Source organism: Rathayibacter sp. AC182 (genome assembly GCF_979253875.1).
In genome coordinates this window covers 1,981,450-1,998,541 of the sequence record NZ_CEEDEK010000005.1, presented here as the reverse complement: position 1 = coordinate 1,998,541, position 17,092 = coordinate 1,981,450, and the positions used below count along the sequence as shown (strand labels likewise).

Below are 17,092 nucleotides of genomic sequence, written 5' to 3'. Positions count from 1 at the left end.
CACCACCACCGCTCCACCTCCCCTTCCCGAGCCCGCCCCCGCGCGCGCCGACCCTTCTCCGGAGGAACACGATGACTGCTGCACCGCCGACGACCACCGCCCCCACGACCGTCACCGCCTCCGGCCTCACCCGCCGGCCCGGCCGCTGGATCGACGGCTGGAACCCCGAGGACCCCGCGCAGTGGGAGGCGGAGGGGCGGGCATCGCCTCCCGCAACCTGCGCTGGTCGATCTTCGCCGAGTTCCTCGGTTTCGTCGTCTGGCAGCTCTGGTCGGTCGTCGTGGTACAGCTGCCCGCGGCGGGCTTCGACTTCACCACCGGCGAGATCTTCTGGCTCATCTCGATGCCGAGCCTCGTCGGCGCGACCCTCCGGATCCCGTACACGTTCATGGTGCCGCGCTTCGGCGGGCGCAACTGGACGATCGTCTCGGCGGCGCTGCTGCTCATCCCGAGCATCGGACTGGCGCTCGCGGTCGGGAACCCCGACACGCCCTTCGGCGTGATGCTGCTGATCGCGGCGCTCGCCGGCTTCGGCGGCGGCAACTTCGCCAGCTCCATGGCGAACATCACCTTCTTCTACCCGCATGCCCAGAAGGGCTACGCGCTCGGGCTGAACGCGGCGGGCGGCAACCTGGGCGCGGCCGTCGCCCAGCTGATCGTGCCGATCGCGATCACGATCGGCGCCGCGGCGACCGTCAACCTGCCGCTCGCCGGCTGGATCTGGGTGCCCCTGATCGTCGTCGCGATGATCGGCGCGTACAAGCGGATGGACAACCTCGGGGCCGCGAAGGCCGACGTCGCCGCCTCCCTCGCCGCTCTGCGCGAACCGCACCTGTGGATCCTCGCGGTCCTCTACATCGGCACCTTCGGCTCGTTCATCGGCTTCGCCGGGGTCTTCCCCAAGCTCATCGCCGACACGTTCCCGGAGTACTCGACGTTCGCCATCGGCTCCGCGACCCTGACGCTCGCGTTCCTCGGGGCGCTGGTCGGCTCGCTCTCCCGCCCCTACGGCGGCCGCCTCGCCGACCGCTTCGGCGGCGCCCCGGTCACGATCGCCGCGTTCATCGCCATGGGCGCGGGGATCCTCGGGGTCATCGCGACACTCCCGCTGGGCAGCTTCTGGCTGTTCCTGCTGGGCTTCCTCGTGCTCTTCGCCGCGGCGGGCATCGGCAACGGGGCGACGTACCGGATGATCCCGACCGTCTTCGCCCTGCGTGCCCGGCAGTCGGGAGGCGACGGAGTCGGCGCCCAGCGCAAGGCCGCCGCAGCCCTCGGTCTCATCTCGGCCATCGGCGCCTACGGCGGCTTCGTGATCCCGCAGCTGCTGGGCTTCTCGAAGACCGCGTTCGGCGACTACACGACGGCACTGGGCTGGTTCGTGGCCGCCTACGCGGTGATGCTCGCGATCACAGCGGGCGTCTACCTCCGCCTCGCCGCGACGACGGGGACCAGGATCTGAGCATGGAGACCGCCGCCGCACCGACCGCCCCCGCGGGCGTCGACTCCCACTGCCCCTACTGCGCGCTGCAGTGCGCGATGACGCTGACGCCGGTCGACGCTCCGACGCCGATCGCCGTCGCCGGGCGGGAGTTCCCGACGAACCGCGGCGGGCTGTGCGCCAAGGGCTGGACGGCGGCCGAGCTGCTCGCGAGCGGGCAGCGGCTGCGTGCTCCGCTGATGCGCGGTACCGACGGCGACTTCGCCGAGGTGTCGTGGGAGCGGGCGCTGGACGCGGTGGCGGAGGCGGTGCTCTCGACCCGGGAGCACCACGGCGCCGACGCCGTCGCGGTCTTCGGCGGCGGCGGTCTCACCAACGAGAAGGCCTACCAGCTGGGCAAGTTCGCCCGCATCGCCCTCGGCACCTCCCGGATCGACTACAACGGCAGGTTCTGCATGTCCTCGGCCGCGGCGGCGGGGAACCGGGCGTTCGGAGTCGACCAGGGGCTGCCGTTCCCCGTGACCGACCTCGACGAGGCCGACACGATCCTCCTGCTCGGCTCGAACGTCGCGGCGACGATGCCGCCGTTCCTCGCCCACCTCGCGGGGGCGCGCTCACGCGGCGGACTCGTGGTCGTCGATCCGCGCCGCTCCGCCACCGCTCGTCTCACCGAGGACGGCGCGGGGATCCACCTCCAGCCCGCACCCGGCACCGACCTCGCGCTGCTGCTCGGGCTCACCCACCTCGTGCTCGCGGAGGGGCTCGCCGATACGGAGTACCTCGAGGCGCGCACGACAGGCTTCGACGCGGTCCGCCGCAGCGTCGCGTCGTGGTGGCCCGAGCGCACCTCCTCCGTCACGGGCGTGCCGGTGGAACTGCTGCGCCGCACCGCCCGGCGGCTCGCCGAGGGCCGCTCCTACGTGCTCACGGGCCGCGGAGTCGAGCAGCACGTCGACGGCACCGACACCGCCACCGCGGCGATCAACCTGGCGCTGGTGCTCGGCCTCGTCGGCCGGCCGGGCTCCGGCTACGGCACCCTCACCGGGCAGGGCAACGGGCAGGGCGGCCGCGAGCACGGCCAGAAGGCCGATCAGCTGCCGGGCTACCGCTCGATCCGCGACCCGGAGGCGCGACGCCACGTCGCCGGCGTCTGGGGGGTCGACGAGGCGTCGATCCCCGGACCCGGCCTCCCCGCCGTCGCCCTCCTGGGCGAGCTCGGCCGCTCCGTCCAGTGCCTCCTCGTGCACGGCTCGAACGTGGTCGTCTCGGCGCCCGACGTCGACGCGGTGCGGGCGGGACTCGCCGCGCTCGACACCCTCGTCGTCTGCGACTTCTTCCTCTCCGAGACGGCGGCGCTCGCCGACATCGTCCTCCCCGTGCCGCAGTGGGCGGAGGAGGAGGGCACCATGACCTCGCTCGAGGGCCGGGTGCTGCGCCGCCGCCGCGCCCTCGATCCGCCGTCGGGCGTCCGCAGCGAGCTCTGGATCCTGAGCGAGCTCGCCCGCCGCCTGGACGCGCCCTCGACCTGGTCGACCGTGCCGTCGGAGGTGTTCGACGAACTGGCGCGCGCCTCCGCGGGCGGCCCGGCCGACTACTCCGGCCTCTCGCACGACCTGCTCGACACGGGAGTCGCGGCCTACTGGCCCTACCCCGCCGGCAGCACCGGCACGCCCCGCCTCTTCGGCGAGCGCTTCGGCCACCCCGACGGCCGCGCGCGGATGGTCGCGGTCACCGCCGCCGACCGCTCGGTCGTCGACCGCGGCGACGAGCTGACGCTGATCACCGGGCGCTACCTGCAGCAGTACCAGTCGGGCACGCAGACCCGCCGGGTCGCCGAGCTCGACGCCGCGCGGCCGGAGGCGCGGCTCGAGATCCACCCGGCCACCGCGTCGCGGCTGGGCGTGCGCGACGAGACCTCCGTCTCGATCGGCAACGCGCGCGGAGTCGTCACCGCCCGCGCGAGCGTGACCGCCGACATCCGCCACGACACCGTGTTCCTGCCCTTCCACTACGCGGGCCGCCAGTGCGCCAATCTGCTCACCGAGGCGGTCGTCGATCCGATCTCGTCCATGCCGGAGTTCAAGCGCACCCGGGTCTGGGTGCGCGCGGAAGGAGCGTCCGATGCCGTCTGACCGCCACCCCGAGCGCGTCGTCCTCCTGGGCTACGGCCCGGTCGGCGCGCGCTTCGTCGAGGAGCTGCTCCCCGCCGTCCGCGCCGGCTCCGTCGCGCTGACCGTCGTCGGCGCCGAGAGCGACGACGCCTACAACCGCGTGCTGCTCGCCGAGTACGCCGTCGGCCGTGCCCCGCGCGAGCGCCTCGACCTCGGCGACCGCGCCGTGGCGGAGGAGGCGGGGGTCGTCTTTCGCCTCGGAGCCGCCGCCGTCGGCCTCGACCGCGCGCGGAACGTCGTGCGCCTGCACGACGACGAGCGCCTCGCCTACGACCGCCTCGTCTTCGCCACCGGCGCCCGTGCGAACGTGCCCACGCTCGCCGGCATGGAGCGTGCGCGCCGCGACCGCCGGGTCCGCTCGGCCTCGCCCGAGACGCTCGACGTCGGCGCCGCCCCGCTGCCCGACCGCGTGGTCGCCCTGCGCGATCTCGCCGACGCGCGCACCGTCCGCGAGGCCGTCCGCGCCGGCTCCCGCATCGTGGTGCTGGGCGCGGGAGTGCTGGGAGTCGAGTTCGCGCTCGCGGCGGCCGAGCAGGGCGCCGAGGTCGTCGTCGTCTACCACGGCGACATCCCCATGGGCCGCAACCTCGACCACGGCGGCGGGCGGATGCTCGCCGCAGCGGCGCGCGCGGCCGGGGTCGAGATGGTCTCGCACGCCCGCTCCGAGAGCATCCTGCTCGCGCACGACGACCTCGGCCGCGCGCACTTCCAGGCGCTGGTCTGCGCCGACGGCAAGCAGATCGAGGGCGATCTGCTCGTGCTGTCGTGCGGAGTGGGCGCGCGCACCGAGCTCGCGGCGAGCGCCGACCTCGCCGTCTCGACCGGGATCCTCGTCGACGAGCACCAGCGCAGCTGGAGTGACCCCGACGTCTACGCGATCGGCGACTGCGCGCACGTCGCGCCGCGCGGCTCCGCTCTGCCCGACGGCCGCGTCGAGGGCGGACCGAGCGGACTGATCGGGCCGGGCTGGCAGCAGGCCGACCGCCTCGCGGCCCGGATCTCCGCGGAGTCCGCGGGCCGGGAGGCGGACGAGCGGGTGCCCGAGGCACGCCCCGCGGTGGTGATGCTGAAGGCCGACGGCGTCGACCTGGTGGCCGGCGGCGACCCGACTCCGGAGCCGTGGGACGCGGCTCCCCACTCCGCCTCGTGCGCCGACCACGCCGAGGTGACGGTCTGGGCCGACCCGGCCCGCGGCGGGTACGCGAAGCTCGTGACGGTGGGCGGAGTGCTCCGCGGCTTCGTGTCGGTGGGTCTGCCGCGGGTGGGCGCCGAGTTGACGCTGCTGTTCGAGCGCGGCTCCGAGCTGCCCGCGGACCGCTCCAGCCTGCTGCGACTGGACGCCCCGGATGCGGGCGCCGCGCCCACCGGCGACCCGTTCGCTCCCGACGCCACGGTCTGCTGGTGCAACGGCGTCTCGGCCGGCACCATCACGGAGGCGGCGGCCGCAGGGAACGACACGGTCGCGTGCATCGGCACCGCGACCCGCGCGGGCACGGGCTGCGGCGGCTGCACCGGCCGCATCTCGGAGCTGCTGGCACGCACGGCCGTGCCGGCCTGAGCGCGGCGGAGAGGCGCCGCCGCGACTCTCCTCACTCTCCGCCGTGCTCGCCGATGACCCGACGGGCCAGCGTCAGACGCTCCTCCCACTCCGCGTCCTCCGCCGTGAGCGCCGCCTCGTTCTCCCCGAGGAACGCCACCTGGTAGGCGGCGACCACGTCGACGAAGGCCTGCGCCGCCCCCGTGCTCTGCAGGCAGTCCACCTGGTCGAGTGCGGCACGGATCCCGGACTCGCTGTCGGCGGCTTCGGCGAGCACCGGCGAGTAGGGCGTCCAGGCGTCGTCGAAGGTCCACCCGCGCTCCTGCATGCAGCCCCGGTAGCGGAGGAGCGCCGCCCGCCACACCGGATCCGATTCCGCCCACTCCCAGCTCTCGGCGGTTCCGCGCGCGAGCACCGAGTCGGCCGGAGACGGCTCAGCGAGTGCCGCAGCCGCCTCGTCGGACTCGTCCGGACAGGCGAGCACGACCTCGTAGGCGGCTCCCGGCACGGTCCCGTCCCACGCGAGCCGTGCCGAGGTGAGCGGATCCGAGGCGGGACCGAGGCCCGTCCTGAGAGCCCGCTCGCGGGTCCAGACCCCGAAGAAGTTCAGATCGCCCAGGGTCGTGGGCGGGAAGTCGAGCACATCGACGAGGGCGACGTCGACGCCGCGTTCCGCGGCGCAGTCCTCGGTCAGGAGATCGGATGCCCGCTGGATCCGCTGCCTGCCGAGAGCATCCGGGCCGAAGGCGTCGAGCGGAAGACGCACGGTCTCGGAGACCGGGTCGAGCACCGCAGCGCCGGGGACGACGACGATGTCCGGTCGGGCGTGATCGGAGCGGTCCGACGGCGCGCAGCCCGCGAGGAGGAGGAGGACGCCGCTCACGAGGGCGCACGCTGCAAGGACGGCAGTGCGTCGGCGCTGGCGCATGCGCTCAGTAGACGGTCACGCTCGAGATCTGGTCGTTCCAGGTGCCACCGTCCGGACGCCATTCGAACTGCAGCTGCAACGCCGTCGAGTTCTTCCCGAGCTCCCGCTGATGTCCCTGGCCCCACGCGTGCTGGTAATAGACGACGCGGCTCAGCCGCCGGTTCTCGAGCGAGGAGAAGCGGTCGTTCCAGCTGTCACCCACGAAGCTCTGGGTCGCGTTGTGGTTGTAGAGGTGGCCGTCGCGCAGATCGTTCTCCCACGCGCAGAACTGCGCCGCAGGGCAGTACAACGTCTGCGACGCCTGCGCAGGGGCGACTCCGCCGCTGAGAACGGCGACAGCCGCGACGGCGAGGCCCCCCGCGATCAGGGAGACGGTTCTCGGTCGGGTCGAGCCGGTCTGCTCGGTGCGTCGGATGCTCATGTGGTCTGCCTCTCGTCGTGTGACACGAACCCAAGCACACGCCCGTATGGCCATCCATGGATGGCGCATCCCGACGGGTACCAGTGCCCGGTCCTCGCCCACGGCAGAGAAGGGGAGGCCGGGCGGATGCCCGGCCTCCCCTTCGAGAACGCGCGCGGATCAGGCGCGCGAGGCGCGACGCGTCACGGCGACGAGCGAGACGGCTCCGGCGAGGAGCAGCGCGGCACCGCCGGCGGCGAGCCCTGCGGTCTCGACGCCGGTGCTCGCGAGCGTGCCGCGTCCGGTCCTCCCGGACGTCGTCACCGCTGCGGGAGTCGACGGGGCGACGGGAGCCGCCGTGGCGGTCGGCGCCGGAGTCGCGGCCGGGCCCTCGCTGGAGGCACCGCCGTCGAGCGTCGCGGCGGCGATGAGACGTCCGTACTCGTCGAACGAGGCGTAGGTGTGCGGCTCGGTCGTGAACTCCGCGGGGATCGTCTGCGTGTAGGCGCCGCCCGCGACGACGGACGTGCCGATCTCCTTCGGCTCGGAGTAGAGGTAGCTCGTCACCTCGAGGCCGTCGAGGTCGCCCGGCGTCTCGTCGCTGAACTGCAGTCCGCTGACGGTGAGGTCGAAGGCGACCCCCGTCTCGTACTGCGCGGGCGCGAGGTCGTACTCGCCGACGGCGATCAGGCCGCCGTTCTCGAGGGTGTCGAGACTCGGCACGTCCGGCGTCGGCGCCTCGCCGACGAGCGTCTCCTCATAGGTGGCGGCGTCGATCGTCCAGCTCACGGTCTCGCCGCGGTAGGCGAACACCTCGTACACGTCGGCGGGCGGGTCGTCCCGCGGGTTGCTGGGGTTCGTCAGGTAGATGTCGACCGGACCGGCGTAGGTCGTGACGGCCCCCGTGCCGTCGGTGTCGAGGACCCCGTCGTCCAGCTGATCGACCCGCCTGACCCGGGCACCTGGAAACCGGCGACGGCGGTCCAGCCCGCCCACTCCGGGCCGAAATCGAGCTGCACGGTGCCGCCGTTGGCGGGGATCCCGTCGTTCTCGGCGGCCGCAGCGGGCCCTGCTCCGAGGAGCACCCCCGCTGCGCCGATGGACAGGACGACGGCGGCCCCCAGGCCGCCGGTGACAGTGCGCGCGCGTGAATCCACGTGCTTCCCCCGGATGGTGCTGATGTCGCTGCGGCGCAGATCGGCCGCTCACGGCGATCATCCGGGTTCGCTCAGCCGACCGCAAGGTCCCCTCAGGGAGGTCGCGAACGCTCACCTCCGCAGCTCGCGTGCCGGTTCGACGGCCGCCGAGCGCCGCGCGGGGATCAGGGCGGCCGCTCCGCCGACGAGCGCGCCGAGCAGCGGGCCCTGCGCGAGCACGCCGACCGCGAGCACCGGCGTCCAGCCCTGACCCGCGGAGGCGGCCAGCACCACTCCGATCCCCAGTGCCGTGCCGAGGCCCCCGCCGACGAGGCCGGTGAGCGCGCTCTCGAGCACGAAGAGCGCACCGATGCCGGCCCGGGACGCGCCGAGCGCGCGACGCAAGCCGATCTCGGACCGTCGAGCGGCCACCGCGCTCCAGGCCGAGGCGAAGGCTCCGGCGATCGCGAGCACCAGCAGCACCGCCCCGGTGGAGCGCACCAGCTGCTCGAGCTGCGCGGTGATGCGGCTGCGCAGCCCCGCGAGATCGGCGGTCGTCTCGGCGGCGAAGGCGGAGGGAGCGGCCGGATCGAGTGCGGTCGGCGCGATGTCGGCCACGGGCCGGGCGAGTCCGGGCTCGGTCGTCGCCAGCAGCACGCCCGAGGTCGAGCCCTTCGAGACGCGGGCCGCCGCACCCGGGGAGAGGACGATCGCGCGCGTCAGATCGGCCGCCGCCGGACCCGCCCCGGTGATCGTGCCGACGACGCTGAGGGACGAGCCGCCGATCGAGACCGTCGCTCCGTCGGCGCCGGGGACGACTCCGAGCCGCTCGGCCGCCTCGGGACCGACGAGCGCGATCGAGTCGGCCACCGGCGCCGGAGCCGCGAGCAGTGCGCCCACCGAGGCCGGCGCCGTGACGAGGCCGAGCGCCGCGACCGCGTCGCCTCCGAGGGCGACCACCGGCACGGAGTCCCCCGAGGTGTCGAGGACGGCGGCGGGCGCACGGGTCACCGGTGCCCGCAGGTCCGAGACGTCCCAGCGCAGCCCGACGTGCAGGACGCCGTCGAGCGCGGAGAGGCGCTCGGCATCGGCCTCGGTGACGTCGCGGTCGGCGGAGGTCGGAGTGATCCGCACCAGGGCGCCGGCCGCACTGCGGACCGACTCGTCGACCTGGCGCGCTGCCGTCACCGTGAGGGCGTCGGCGGCCACCAGTCCTCCGGCGCCGATCGCCACGACGGCCACGGCGATCAGCGCGCGGGAGGGCCTCGCCAGGAGGCCGAGCACCGCGTCCGACAGGAGCGCGGCCGGGCGGCGCCGCGCCCGCGGCGGCGGCGCAGGGATCGGGACCGCCGCAGGGATCGGGACCGCCGCAGGCATCGGGGCAGTCGGCCCCTCGGGCGTCCGCGCCGCATCGAGAGGTGCCGATCCGCACGGGCGGCGAGTCGCGAGTCGTGCGTCACGACGACGAGCGCCATCCCGCCGTTCCGGAGCGACTCGAGGACCCCGACGATCCCGTCGCCCGTCTCCTCGTCGAGGCTGCCGGTCGGCTCGTCGAGGAGCAGGACGCTCGGTCGGTGCACGAGGGCGCGAGCGAGGGCGACGCGCTGGCGCTCCCCTCCCGAGAGCAGCTCGACGCGGGTGAGCGCCTTGTGCGCGAGGCCGACCTCGCCGAGGACCCGGAGGATGCGATCGCTCCGATCCTGCGGGTCCAGCCCGGTGGTGTTCAATGCGACGTTCTGCGCTGCCGTCCGGCCGGGCAGCAGGTGCGGGTCCTGGAAGACGAAGCCGTACCGCTCTCCGCGCAGCGCGTCGAGCCGCCGTCCGCTCATCGCCGCGGTGTCGATGCCGTCGACGAGCACCGCTCCCGCATCGGGGGTGTCGAGGAGTCCGAGGACGCTCAGGAGCGTCGACTTGCCCGAGCCGGACGGGCCCGTGATCGCGACGAACTCGCCCGCCTCCACGGTCAGGTCGACGCCGCGCAGGGGGTGGTTCTCGGCGTCGAAGCGGCGCTCGAGGCGAGGCACTGCAGAACCGGCACCGCGTCAGCCGATCACGACGGTGTCGCCGACAGCGAGTGCCGGCTCGCCGTCGAGCAGCGCCCAGCCGTCGGCCAGAGCACGGACGTCGACGTCGACCCGCCTCGGCTCGCCGACCTCCTGGACGAGGACGAAGGTGGTGGCGCCGTCCTGCCGCAGCGCCGTCGCCGGCACTCCGATCCGCTCGGCGCCCCGCTCGCCGAAGGTCAGCGACACGGAGGAGCCCGCAGCGAGGGCCGCGCGGTCGCCCTCGGCGACGAGCACCGTGACGTCGTAGCCCGGCGGCGCGTCGTCCACGGCCGGGGCGAAGGGGCCGACGCTCTCGAGCACACCGGCGACGCGCGCACCGGAGGCCGGCTGGACGATCGTCACTGCCGAGCCCGTCGCCAGGGAGTCGACGGTCGCCGCATCCACGCGGGCGACGACCCGGTCGATCGGCACGGTCCAGGTCATCACCGCTCCCTCGGACGGGACCACCGAGTACAGGGTCGGTGCAGTGCCGACCGTGAAGTCGCTGCGATCGAGGTCGACGACGTCGGCGAACGGCAGCCGACCTCCTCGGGCGCCGGGCGACGCGACCGCCGGCAGCGGAGGGGCGGTGCTCGGAGTCGCGGTGCTCGGAGTCGCCGTGCTCGGAGTGACGGCGACCGGTGCGGCGACGACGTCCGGGCCGCGCGGGGCGCGGTAGCCGCGGTCGTCGTAGAACGCGGCGAGCGAGGCCGCGGTGTCGCCGTCGAACGCGTCCTCCTCGGGATCGGCCGCGTACCCGAGCCGGAAGAGCGCGCCGTTCAGGGCGAGAACGTCCGCCCCCTCGTCGCCGCGGACGAGGTCCCGGTAGTGCGGTCCGTCGAGCGCAAGAGCGAACACCGGGGCCTCGGCCACGGCGAACAGGAGCGCCCCGTCGACGACCGCGGCGCCCGGACCGAGCGGAGCGGCGGTGATCTGCGCCGACGCGGCTCCCGCCGGAGCCGATCCGCGCACCTCGACCGACGCGCCTCCCCGACGGTGCCGAGGGCCGTCGGCACGGGCATCGTCCGAGTCTCGACGACACCGGTGGTCGTGAGCGAGCGGAGGCCGTTGTCGTAGGCGGCGGCGTCGGGCTCGCGGAGGGCGAGCCCCGCGAGGAACGCCGCGGCCATCGCGCCGAGCACCACGGCGACCACGACGACCACCACCGAGGGGCGCGGGCCGAGGCGGAGCCGGGGAGCGTCAGTGCTCACTGATCACCCTCTCGGCGAGCGCGACGCGCTCCCGGGTCTCCTTCTCCTCCGCCGCCAGGGCTCCCTCGTTCTCGGTGATGAACGCGACCTGGTACGCCGCGACCACGTCGACGAACGTCTGAGCGGCGCCCGTCTCCCCCAGGCACTCGACGTGATCGAGCGCCGCCCGGATCCCCGCCTCGCCGTCCGGCTCGCCTGTGATCGTCGGGAGGTAGGGGCTCCGCGACGCGTCGTAGACGTAGCCGCGGTCGCCCATGCACCCCTGCAGGCGCCCGAGCGCCTCCTGCCAGACCGCGTCCTCGCTCGCCCAGCTGAAGCTCGACGAGCGGCCGCGCTCGACGAGCGACTCCTCCGGGCCCCGTTGCTCGAGCACCGCCGCCTCCTCGGTCATCGCCTCGGGGTCCAGACAGTCCATGATCGCCGCGTAGGTGTCGGCCGGCATGGCCTCGTCCTCCGCTCGGCGAGCCTCGGCCCGCTCGTCGGCCGGCGGGGCGAGCCCGGTCCGCGCCGCTCGCTCGGTCGTCCAGGGGCCGAAGTAGTTCAGCGACCACTGGGTCGACGGCGGGTACTGGAGGACGTCGATGAGGGTGAGCTCCCGACCCGAGCGGTGCACGCAGTCCTCGATCAGCAGATCGGAGGCGCGGTCGAGCAGCCGGCGCTCCCGCGGATCGAGGCCGTAGGCGTCGAGCGGCCCGAGCATCGTCCCGGAGGCTTCGTCGAGTACGGCGGCGTTCGGCACGATCTCGACGGCGGGTGGTCTCTCCTCCTCGGAATCCGGCCCGGCGACGCACCCGCTGACGACGAGGACGCCGGCCGCCGCGACCGTCGCCGCCAGGACCTGCACTGCCTTCACCACGGATCAGTACGCCGTCACGCTGGTGATGCGGTCGTTCCAGAGGCGCCCCTGCTCTGTCCACTCGAACTGGAGCTGCTTCGCCACCTCCCCGCGGCCGACGACGCGCCCGTCGCCTGCTCCGTAGTCGTGCTCGTAGAAGACGACCACGTCCCTGCCGCGGTTCTGAAGCGATGAGAAGCGGTCGTTCCAGCCGTCGCCCACGTAGCCCAGAGTCGCCACGTGGTTGAAGATGTGCCCCTGGCGCAGATCGTCCTCCCACGCGCAGTACTGGCCATCGGGGCAGTACAGGGTCTGAGAGGCCTCCGCGGGAGCGGCACCGCCGATCACGATCGCGACCGCCGCGAGCGCCGATGCCGCGGCGACCGCGAGAGCCCCTCCTCCCTCGCTACGCCGGCGTGCGGGGAGTTCTGAAGGGATTCGTCGTGCCATTGTCCGGCCTCTCTCGATGGATCGTTGTCGATCGAGACGAGGGAACCACATATAAGTATGGCCGGATCGTCTGGCGCGGAGCGTCCGGCGCCCGACGATCGGAGGCGTCAGAGCCCGCTGTCGACCACGTCGGCCATCCGCCGCGTCAGCGCGCGCAGCTCGAGCTCGACGCCGCGGAGGCGCTCCTCGGCACCGTCCGCTCGGTGCTCGGACTCGCGCAGGCGGTGCGCCGACTCCTCCGCCGCCGAGGCGGTCGTCTCGGCGAGCGCGGTGCGGAGCTCCTCCGTCGCCTCCCGCAGCGCGGTCGTGTCGGCGTGCAGCGCCGCGAGCCCGGCGCGGACCGCCGCCAGCTCGTCGCGCAGAGCGGCGGTCTCGGCGCCCACCTCCTCGGTGCGCAGGCGCGCCTGCTCGAAGTACGGCGCGACCAGGCGGTGCACCGCCTCCCGCAGCGCCAGCCCGCCGCGGCCGAGCTTCGTCGGCACGGAGCCGGGTGCGTCCCGGTACTGGTCCTCAGTGGTCATCGTCGTGCTCCCGTCCGGAGAGCCGGCGGTGGAGCAGATCCATCGCCCGGCGGTCCTTGTCCATGATGTCGGCCTCCAGGCCGGTGTCGGCGGTGCGCTCCGAGAGATCGCCCGGTCGCGACCGCCGCTCGAGCGAGCGCTCGATCAGCTCGATCGACCGGTCGAACGAGAGCGGGCCGCGGGCCGCGGCGCGTCCCCGGCGCCCGAGCGCCTCCAGATCGGTCTCCCCGAGACCACGTCGCGCATCGCGTCGAGCAGCGCCGCGGCGGTGCGCGGGATCTTCACGCAGTCGACACCGTCGATGAGGAACTCGGCCACCCCGCTCGTCGCGGTCACGATCGGCACGCAGCCCGCCGCCGCCGCCTCGACCGGGGCGACTCCGAACGCCTCGCCCGACCAGGTCGGGAAGAGGAACGCGTCCGCTCGCTCATGAGCGGCGAGCACCTCCTCGCGCGGGCGGGCGCCGTGGAACTCGACGATGCCGTCCAGGCCCGCGGCGAGCGCCCGCTCCCGGTAGCCCGCCGCGTTGCCGTCGCCGTACAGGTCGACGCGGAAGTCGCGCGTCTCGCCCGCGAGGCCGCGGCCGCCTCGAGCACGAGGTCGACGCCCTTGTGCTCGCCGAGCGAGGCGGCGAACGTGAAGCGGGTCACTCCCCGTCGCGGTAGCTCCGCGGGGCGTCGGAGTCGGGCGGCGTGCTCACCCCGCGGCCGATGATCTCGACGTCGCCCAGCAGACGGCCACCCGCTTCGATCGACTCGACGAGGCGGAGCTGACCGCCACGATCTCGCCGCGGGCGAAGTGATCGGGGGCGTCCGCTCCGTAGACGGCGAGCACGGGCTCGGGGAGCCCGTCGACGAGCTGGTTCGGGACCCGGTCGCCCAGGTTCCACATCCAGGCCGCGTCGACGGTGCGCAGCAGATCGATCAGCGCGAGACCGCCGAGGCCGACGAGGTTGAAGGCGACGACGTGCGTCGGGGCGAAGTCGCGCAGCTCCTCGAGCATGATCCGCGTGTTCTCGAAGCGCGACACCGCGCTCTCGTGGTGCATCAGCTGGGCGATCTCGCCGCCGGTCCGCGGCAGCGGGAAGTAGGTGCGCAGGCCCAGCGTGCGGTGCACCTCGACGGGCGAGGGCTCGGGAGGCAGGTAGGTCGGCGTGGTCAGCACCCGCACGGAGTGGCCGCGCGCAGCCATCGCCTCCGCCACCCGCGCGCAGGTCATCTCGTAGCCGCCGAGCACCTGCGGCGGGTAGAGGTTGCTGACGAAGAGGAGGCGCATCATGCGGTCGGATCCTGCCGATCGGGAGTCGCCCCGGCGATCCGAGCCGTGACCTCGGGCGTGTAGCTCGCCGCGGCCTGGCGGTCGTTGCCGCCGTCCCAGTAATTCACGAGGTAGAGGCCGGTCTGCTGGGTGCGGGGGACGAAGGGGAAGAGCTGGGCGGTCGGCTCGATCTGGGCGATGCGATGGCCCGCGTCGACCGCGCGCACGTGCAGCCAGATGTCGTCGGCGTCGGGAGCGACCTCGCGGAAGGCGTCGCCGTGGCGGGCCACCTCCTCCATCAGGGTGCGCGGGAACAGCTGACCCGACACGGAGGTGCCGAAGACGTCGAAGCGCGCCCGGGTGTCGGCGACCGGCCGCCAGCTCGTGTACGGGGCGACGGCGCCGTCGACCACTGCGACGCGGTGGGCCCGGTAGCAGAGCACCGTCTCTCGCGGGTAGCGGGAGCGGGCGTCGACCAGGCCCCGGAGCCACCGGCGCGGGTAGACGATGTCGTCGTCCGAGGTGACGAGGTCGCGCTCGCCCGCCCGTCCCGACAGCAGGTGCGGGTAGTACTTCGTGTGCACCCGGTAGCCGCTCTCGACCAGCCGCACCTCGAGGCCGCGCCGCTGCCAGTCGTCGCAGCGGCCGCGGGAGGTCGGCGGCGAGGGCCGGGTCGTCGAGCCACAGCACCAGCCGCGCCGGGCGGGCGTCGCCGCGGGCGATCGACTCCAGGGCCACGTGCACGCGCCGGATGCGCTCGCCGTGCGTCGTCATCGTGACCACGACGTCGCTCCCGCTGTCGACGGCCGGGCGGTGCGAGAAGCAGTTCGCGAGCTCCAGACCGAGCAGCTCGCGGCGGAACGCGAGCGAGGAGGGGTGGTCGATCGGACGGGCCGCCACGGCCGCCGCCCGGCGCTCGCGGAGCCGCTGCGGCGAGGACCCGGCCGCGCGCGCGAGCGCCAGCAGTCGCGTCCGCGGGCGGACCCGGCGGCCGAGAGCGGCGAGCCGGGTGCGGGGCCGGACACGGCGGCCGAGCGCGGCGAGGGCGGGGTGCATCGTTCCAGGATAACCAGACGGCTCCCGGCCCCCGCGGCCGCTAGGGGCGTCGACCACGGCGAACGCGCGCACGGGGAAGGTCCCGAATCCGCTGACCTTCGGGGGCACCGCGGTGAAGCGCGCTCCGGACGGGGGCAGCTCGGACAACCCGGTCAGGTGCTCGACGACGTGCACCCCGCCCCCAGGAGGAGCGAGTGCGCGGGACGGGAGCCCGTGCCCTGCGTGTCGTCGATGTTCAGCGAGTCGATGCCGACGAGCACGGCGCCGCCCGCGACGAGCACCCGGGCGCCCTCCTCCGTGAGGAAGGGCGCGTCGCTCGCGTACCCGGGCTCGCCGAACAGCGCGTCCCACCCCGTCGAGAGCAGCACGGCCGCACCGCGGACGTCGAGGCCGTCGAACGCCTCCGGTCCGATCGCACGGTCGCCCCGTGCCGTGACGACGACGGCCGGCAGGTCGACGAGCGTCGCCAGATCGAGCCCGGCCAGATCGGTCCCGCCCTCGTAGCGGTGGAAGGGGCTGTCGAGGTACGTGCCGGTGTTGCCGATCATCTCGATCACGTCCAGCGCGAACTCGGTGCCGGGGGCGTAGGAGGCGCGCGACGCCTCGCGGGTGAGGTGCGGCCGGATCCGCGGGGCGGGCAGCCCCGGGTAGGTCACGAGGCCGTCCGAGACGGTGTGGCTGAGGTCGACGAGGCGGCGTGCGGAGGAGATCATGCGGCGATCCTCGCAGTGGCAGGATCGCGCTGTCGCACGAGATCCTGCCAAGTAGGCCGCCGTTCAGGTCAGAGCGGCCCGGGCGTCGACCTCCGGCTCGCGAAACCACGTCCGGCTCGTGGAATCCGCCGGTTCCTGCGAGCCGAACCGGATCCCACGAGCCGGAGATCGAGCCGGGCGCCGCCCGCCTCGCTCAGCGCTTGGGCAGCGCCGCCGACAGGTCGGCGATCAGGTCGCTCGCGTCCTCGATGCCCACGGAGAGGCGCACGAGCGACTCCGAGACCTCGAGCGGCGTGCCCTTGACCGACGCGTGCGTCATCTCGCTGGGGTAGCCGATCAGCGACTCCACCCCGCCGAGCGACTCGGCGAGCTGGAACAGCTTCGTCGACTCCGCGAACTTGCGCGCGGCGCGCGGCGTCGCGAGCTCGACCGACAGCATGCCGCCGAAGCCCGACATCTGGCGCTTCGCCAGCTCGTGGCCGGGTGCGTCGGCAGGCCGGGGTAGTGCACCGCCGTGACGGCCGAGTGCTCGGCCAGGAACTCGGCGACCGCCTGGGCGTTCTTCGAGTGCCGCTCCATGCGCACCGCGAGCGTCTTGATGCCGCGGACCGTGAGCCACGCGTCCATCGGGCTCGAGATCGCTCCGACCGCGAACTGCAGGAACGCGACCTTCTCGGCCAGCGGACCGGAGCGCAGCGCCAGCGCGCCGCCCACCACGTCGGAGTGCCCGCCGAGGTACTTCGTCGTCGAGTGCACGACCACGTCGGCACCGAGGGCCAGCGGCTGCTGCAGCGCCGACGAGGCGAAGGTGTTGTCCACGACCACGATCAGGTCGTGCGCGTGGGCCAGATCGGCCAGCTCGGCGATGTCGCTGATGGTCATCAGCGGGTTCGACGGGGTCTCGACCCACAGCATCTTGGTCTCGCCCGGGACGATCGCCCGCTGCACCTCGCGCAGGTTCGACATGTCGACCGCGGTGTTGCGGATGCCCCACGCCGCGTGCACCCGGTCGATCAGCCGGTGGCTGCCGCCGTACGCGTCGTTGCCCAGCACGATGTGGTCGCCCGGAGCCAGCGCCGCGCGGATCAGGGTGTCCTCGGCCGCGAGTCCCGAGGAGAAGGAGTAGGCGACGTCGGCGCCCTCGATCGACGCGATCAGCTCCTGCAGGGAGTCGCGGGTCGGGTTCGCCGACCGGGCGTACTCGTAGCCGCCGCGGAACCCTCCGATGCCGTCCTGGACGAAGGTCGAGGTCATGTAGACCGGCGGGACGACGGCGCCCGTGGTGGGGTCGAACTCCTGTCCGGCGTGGATGGCGCGGGTGTCGAAGTGCTGCTTCTTGGGCATGAGCGTGCTTTCCGGATCGAGGAGGAGGTGCGGAGTCGGGAGGGAGGGTG

The 17,092-nt window shown here is 73.9% G+C and carries 14 protein-coding genes and 3 pseudogenes; 3 read left to right on the top strand and 14 right to left on the bottom strand.

Translation table 11 applies throughout. The features are described 5' to 3' along the window. Positions 1-71: 71 nt before the first annotated feature. The 3 genes and pseudogenes from AC0CII_RS22560 to AC0CII_RS22550 all read left to right on the top strand — a co-directional run bounded on the left by AC0CII_RS22560 (position 72) and on the right by AC0CII_RS22550 (position 5,167). Positions 72-1,459 (top strand): annotated as a pseudogene (locus tag AC0CII_RS22560) (MFS transporter). Positions 1,460-1,461: 2 nt separating this feature from the next. Continuing rightward, on the top strand, positions 1,462-3,570 hold the full coding sequence (locus AC0CII_RS22555; protein ID WP_465230693.1) for a molybdopterin oxidoreductase family protein: 2,109 nt from the start codon (positions 1,462-1,464) through the stop codon (positions 3,568-3,570). Then, a complete protein-coding gene (locus tag AC0CII_RS22550) occupies positions 3,560-5,167 on the top strand; it encodes an FAD-dependent oxidoreductase (RefSeq protein ID WP_465226377.1) in 1,608 nt (535 codons plus the stop codon). The genes AC0CII_RS22555 and AC0CII_RS22550 overlap by 11 nt, the downstream gene beginning before the upstream one ends. Before the next feature lie 31 nt (positions 5,168-5,198). Here AC0CII_RS22550 and AC0CII_RS22545 read toward each other — a convergent pair whose 3' ends face one another. From AC0CII_RS22545 to AC0CII_RS22480, 14 genes and pseudogenes are all read right to left on the bottom strand, one after another. Further along, a complete protein-coding gene (locus AC0CII_RS22545; protein ID WP_465226378.1) occupies positions 5,199-6,029 on the bottom strand; it encodes a hypothetical protein in 831 nt (276 codons plus the stop codon). 49 nt (positions 6,030-6,078) lie between these two features. Then, complete coding sequence (locus AC0CII_RS22540) at positions 6,079-6,495, bottom strand: peptidase inhibitor family I36 protein (protein ID WP_465226379.1); 417 nt, start codon at positions 6,493-6,495, stop codon at positions 6,079-6,081. Positions 6,496-6,654: 159 nt separating this feature from the next. Then, positions 6,655-7,692, bottom strand: coding sequence for a hypothetical protein (locus tag AC0CII_RS22535; protein ID WP_465230692.1), 1,038 nt, complete (start codon positions 7,690-7,692; stop codon positions 6,655-6,657). A gap of 50 nt (positions 7,693-7,742) precedes the next feature. Further along, entirely contained in the window at positions 7,743-8,894 is a 1,152-nt protein-coding gene (locus AC0CII_RS22530) for an ABC transporter permease (RefSeq protein ID WP_465230691.1), read from the bottom strand. Further along, positions 8,858-9,634 (bottom strand): ABC transporter ATP-binding protein, encoded by a 777-nt coding sequence (locus tag AC0CII_RS22525; protein ID WP_465230690.1) that lies wholly within the window; start codon positions 9,632-9,634, stop codon positions 8,858-8,860. The genes AC0CII_RS22530 and AC0CII_RS22525 overlap by 37 nt, the downstream gene beginning before the upstream one ends. Positions 9,635-9,652: 18 nt before the next feature. Beyond that, positions 9,653-10,627: an efflux RND transporter periplasmic adaptor subunit gene (locus AC0CII_RS22520; RefSeq protein ID WP_465230689.1), complete on the bottom strand. Its 975-nt coding sequence runs from the start codon at positions 10,625-10,627 to the stop codon at positions 9,653-9,655. A gap of 228 nt (positions 10,628-10,855) precedes the next feature. Continuing rightward, positions 10,856-11,710 carry a hypothetical protein gene (locus tag AC0CII_RS22515; RefSeq protein WP_465230688.1) on the bottom strand — a complete coding sequence of 285 codons (855 nt, stop codon included), beginning with the start codon at positions 11,708-11,710 and terminating at the stop codon, positions 10,856-10,858. 15 nt (positions 11,711-11,725) lie between these two features. Then, positions 11,726-12,151 (bottom strand): peptidase inhibitor family I36 protein, encoded by a 426-nt coding sequence (locus tag AC0CII_RS22510; protein ID WP_465226384.1) that lies wholly within the window; start codon positions 12,149-12,151, stop codon positions 11,726-11,728. Positions 12,152-12,258: 107 nt separating this feature from the next. Continuing rightward, a complete protein-coding gene (locus AC0CII_RS22505) occupies positions 12,259-12,672 on the bottom strand; it encodes a hypothetical protein (protein ID WP_465226385.1) in 414 nt (137 codons plus the stop codon). A gap of 144 nt (positions 12,673-12,816) precedes the next feature. Beyond that, positions 12,817-13,221: pseudogene (locus tag AC0CII_RS22500) on the bottom strand (glycosyltransferase); the annotation flags it as partial. Positions 13,222-13,368: 147 nt separating this feature from the next. Beyond that, positions 13,369-13,950 (bottom strand): glycosyltransferase, encoded by a 582-nt coding sequence (locus AC0CII_RS22495; protein ID WP_465230687.1) that lies wholly within the window; start codon positions 13,948-13,950, stop codon positions 13,369-13,371. Continuing rightward, complete coding sequence (locus tag AC0CII_RS22490) at positions 13,947-14,540, bottom strand: hypothetical protein (RefSeq protein ID WP_465230686.1); 594 nt, start codon at positions 14,538-14,540, stop codon at positions 13,947-13,949. The genes AC0CII_RS22495 and AC0CII_RS22490 overlap by 4 nt, the downstream gene beginning before the upstream one ends. Before the next feature lie 597 nt (positions 14,541-15,137). Continuing rightward, positions 15,138-15,698: a cyclase family protein gene (locus AC0CII_RS22485; protein ID WP_465230685.1), complete on the bottom strand. Its 561-nt coding sequence runs from the start codon at positions 15,696-15,698 to the stop codon at positions 15,138-15,140. Between the two features lie 193 nt (positions 15,699-15,891). Further along, positions 15,892-17,042, bottom strand: a pseudogene (locus tag AC0CII_RS22480) (cystathionine gamma-synthase). Between the last annotated feature and the right edge of the window lie 50 nt (positions 17,043-17,092).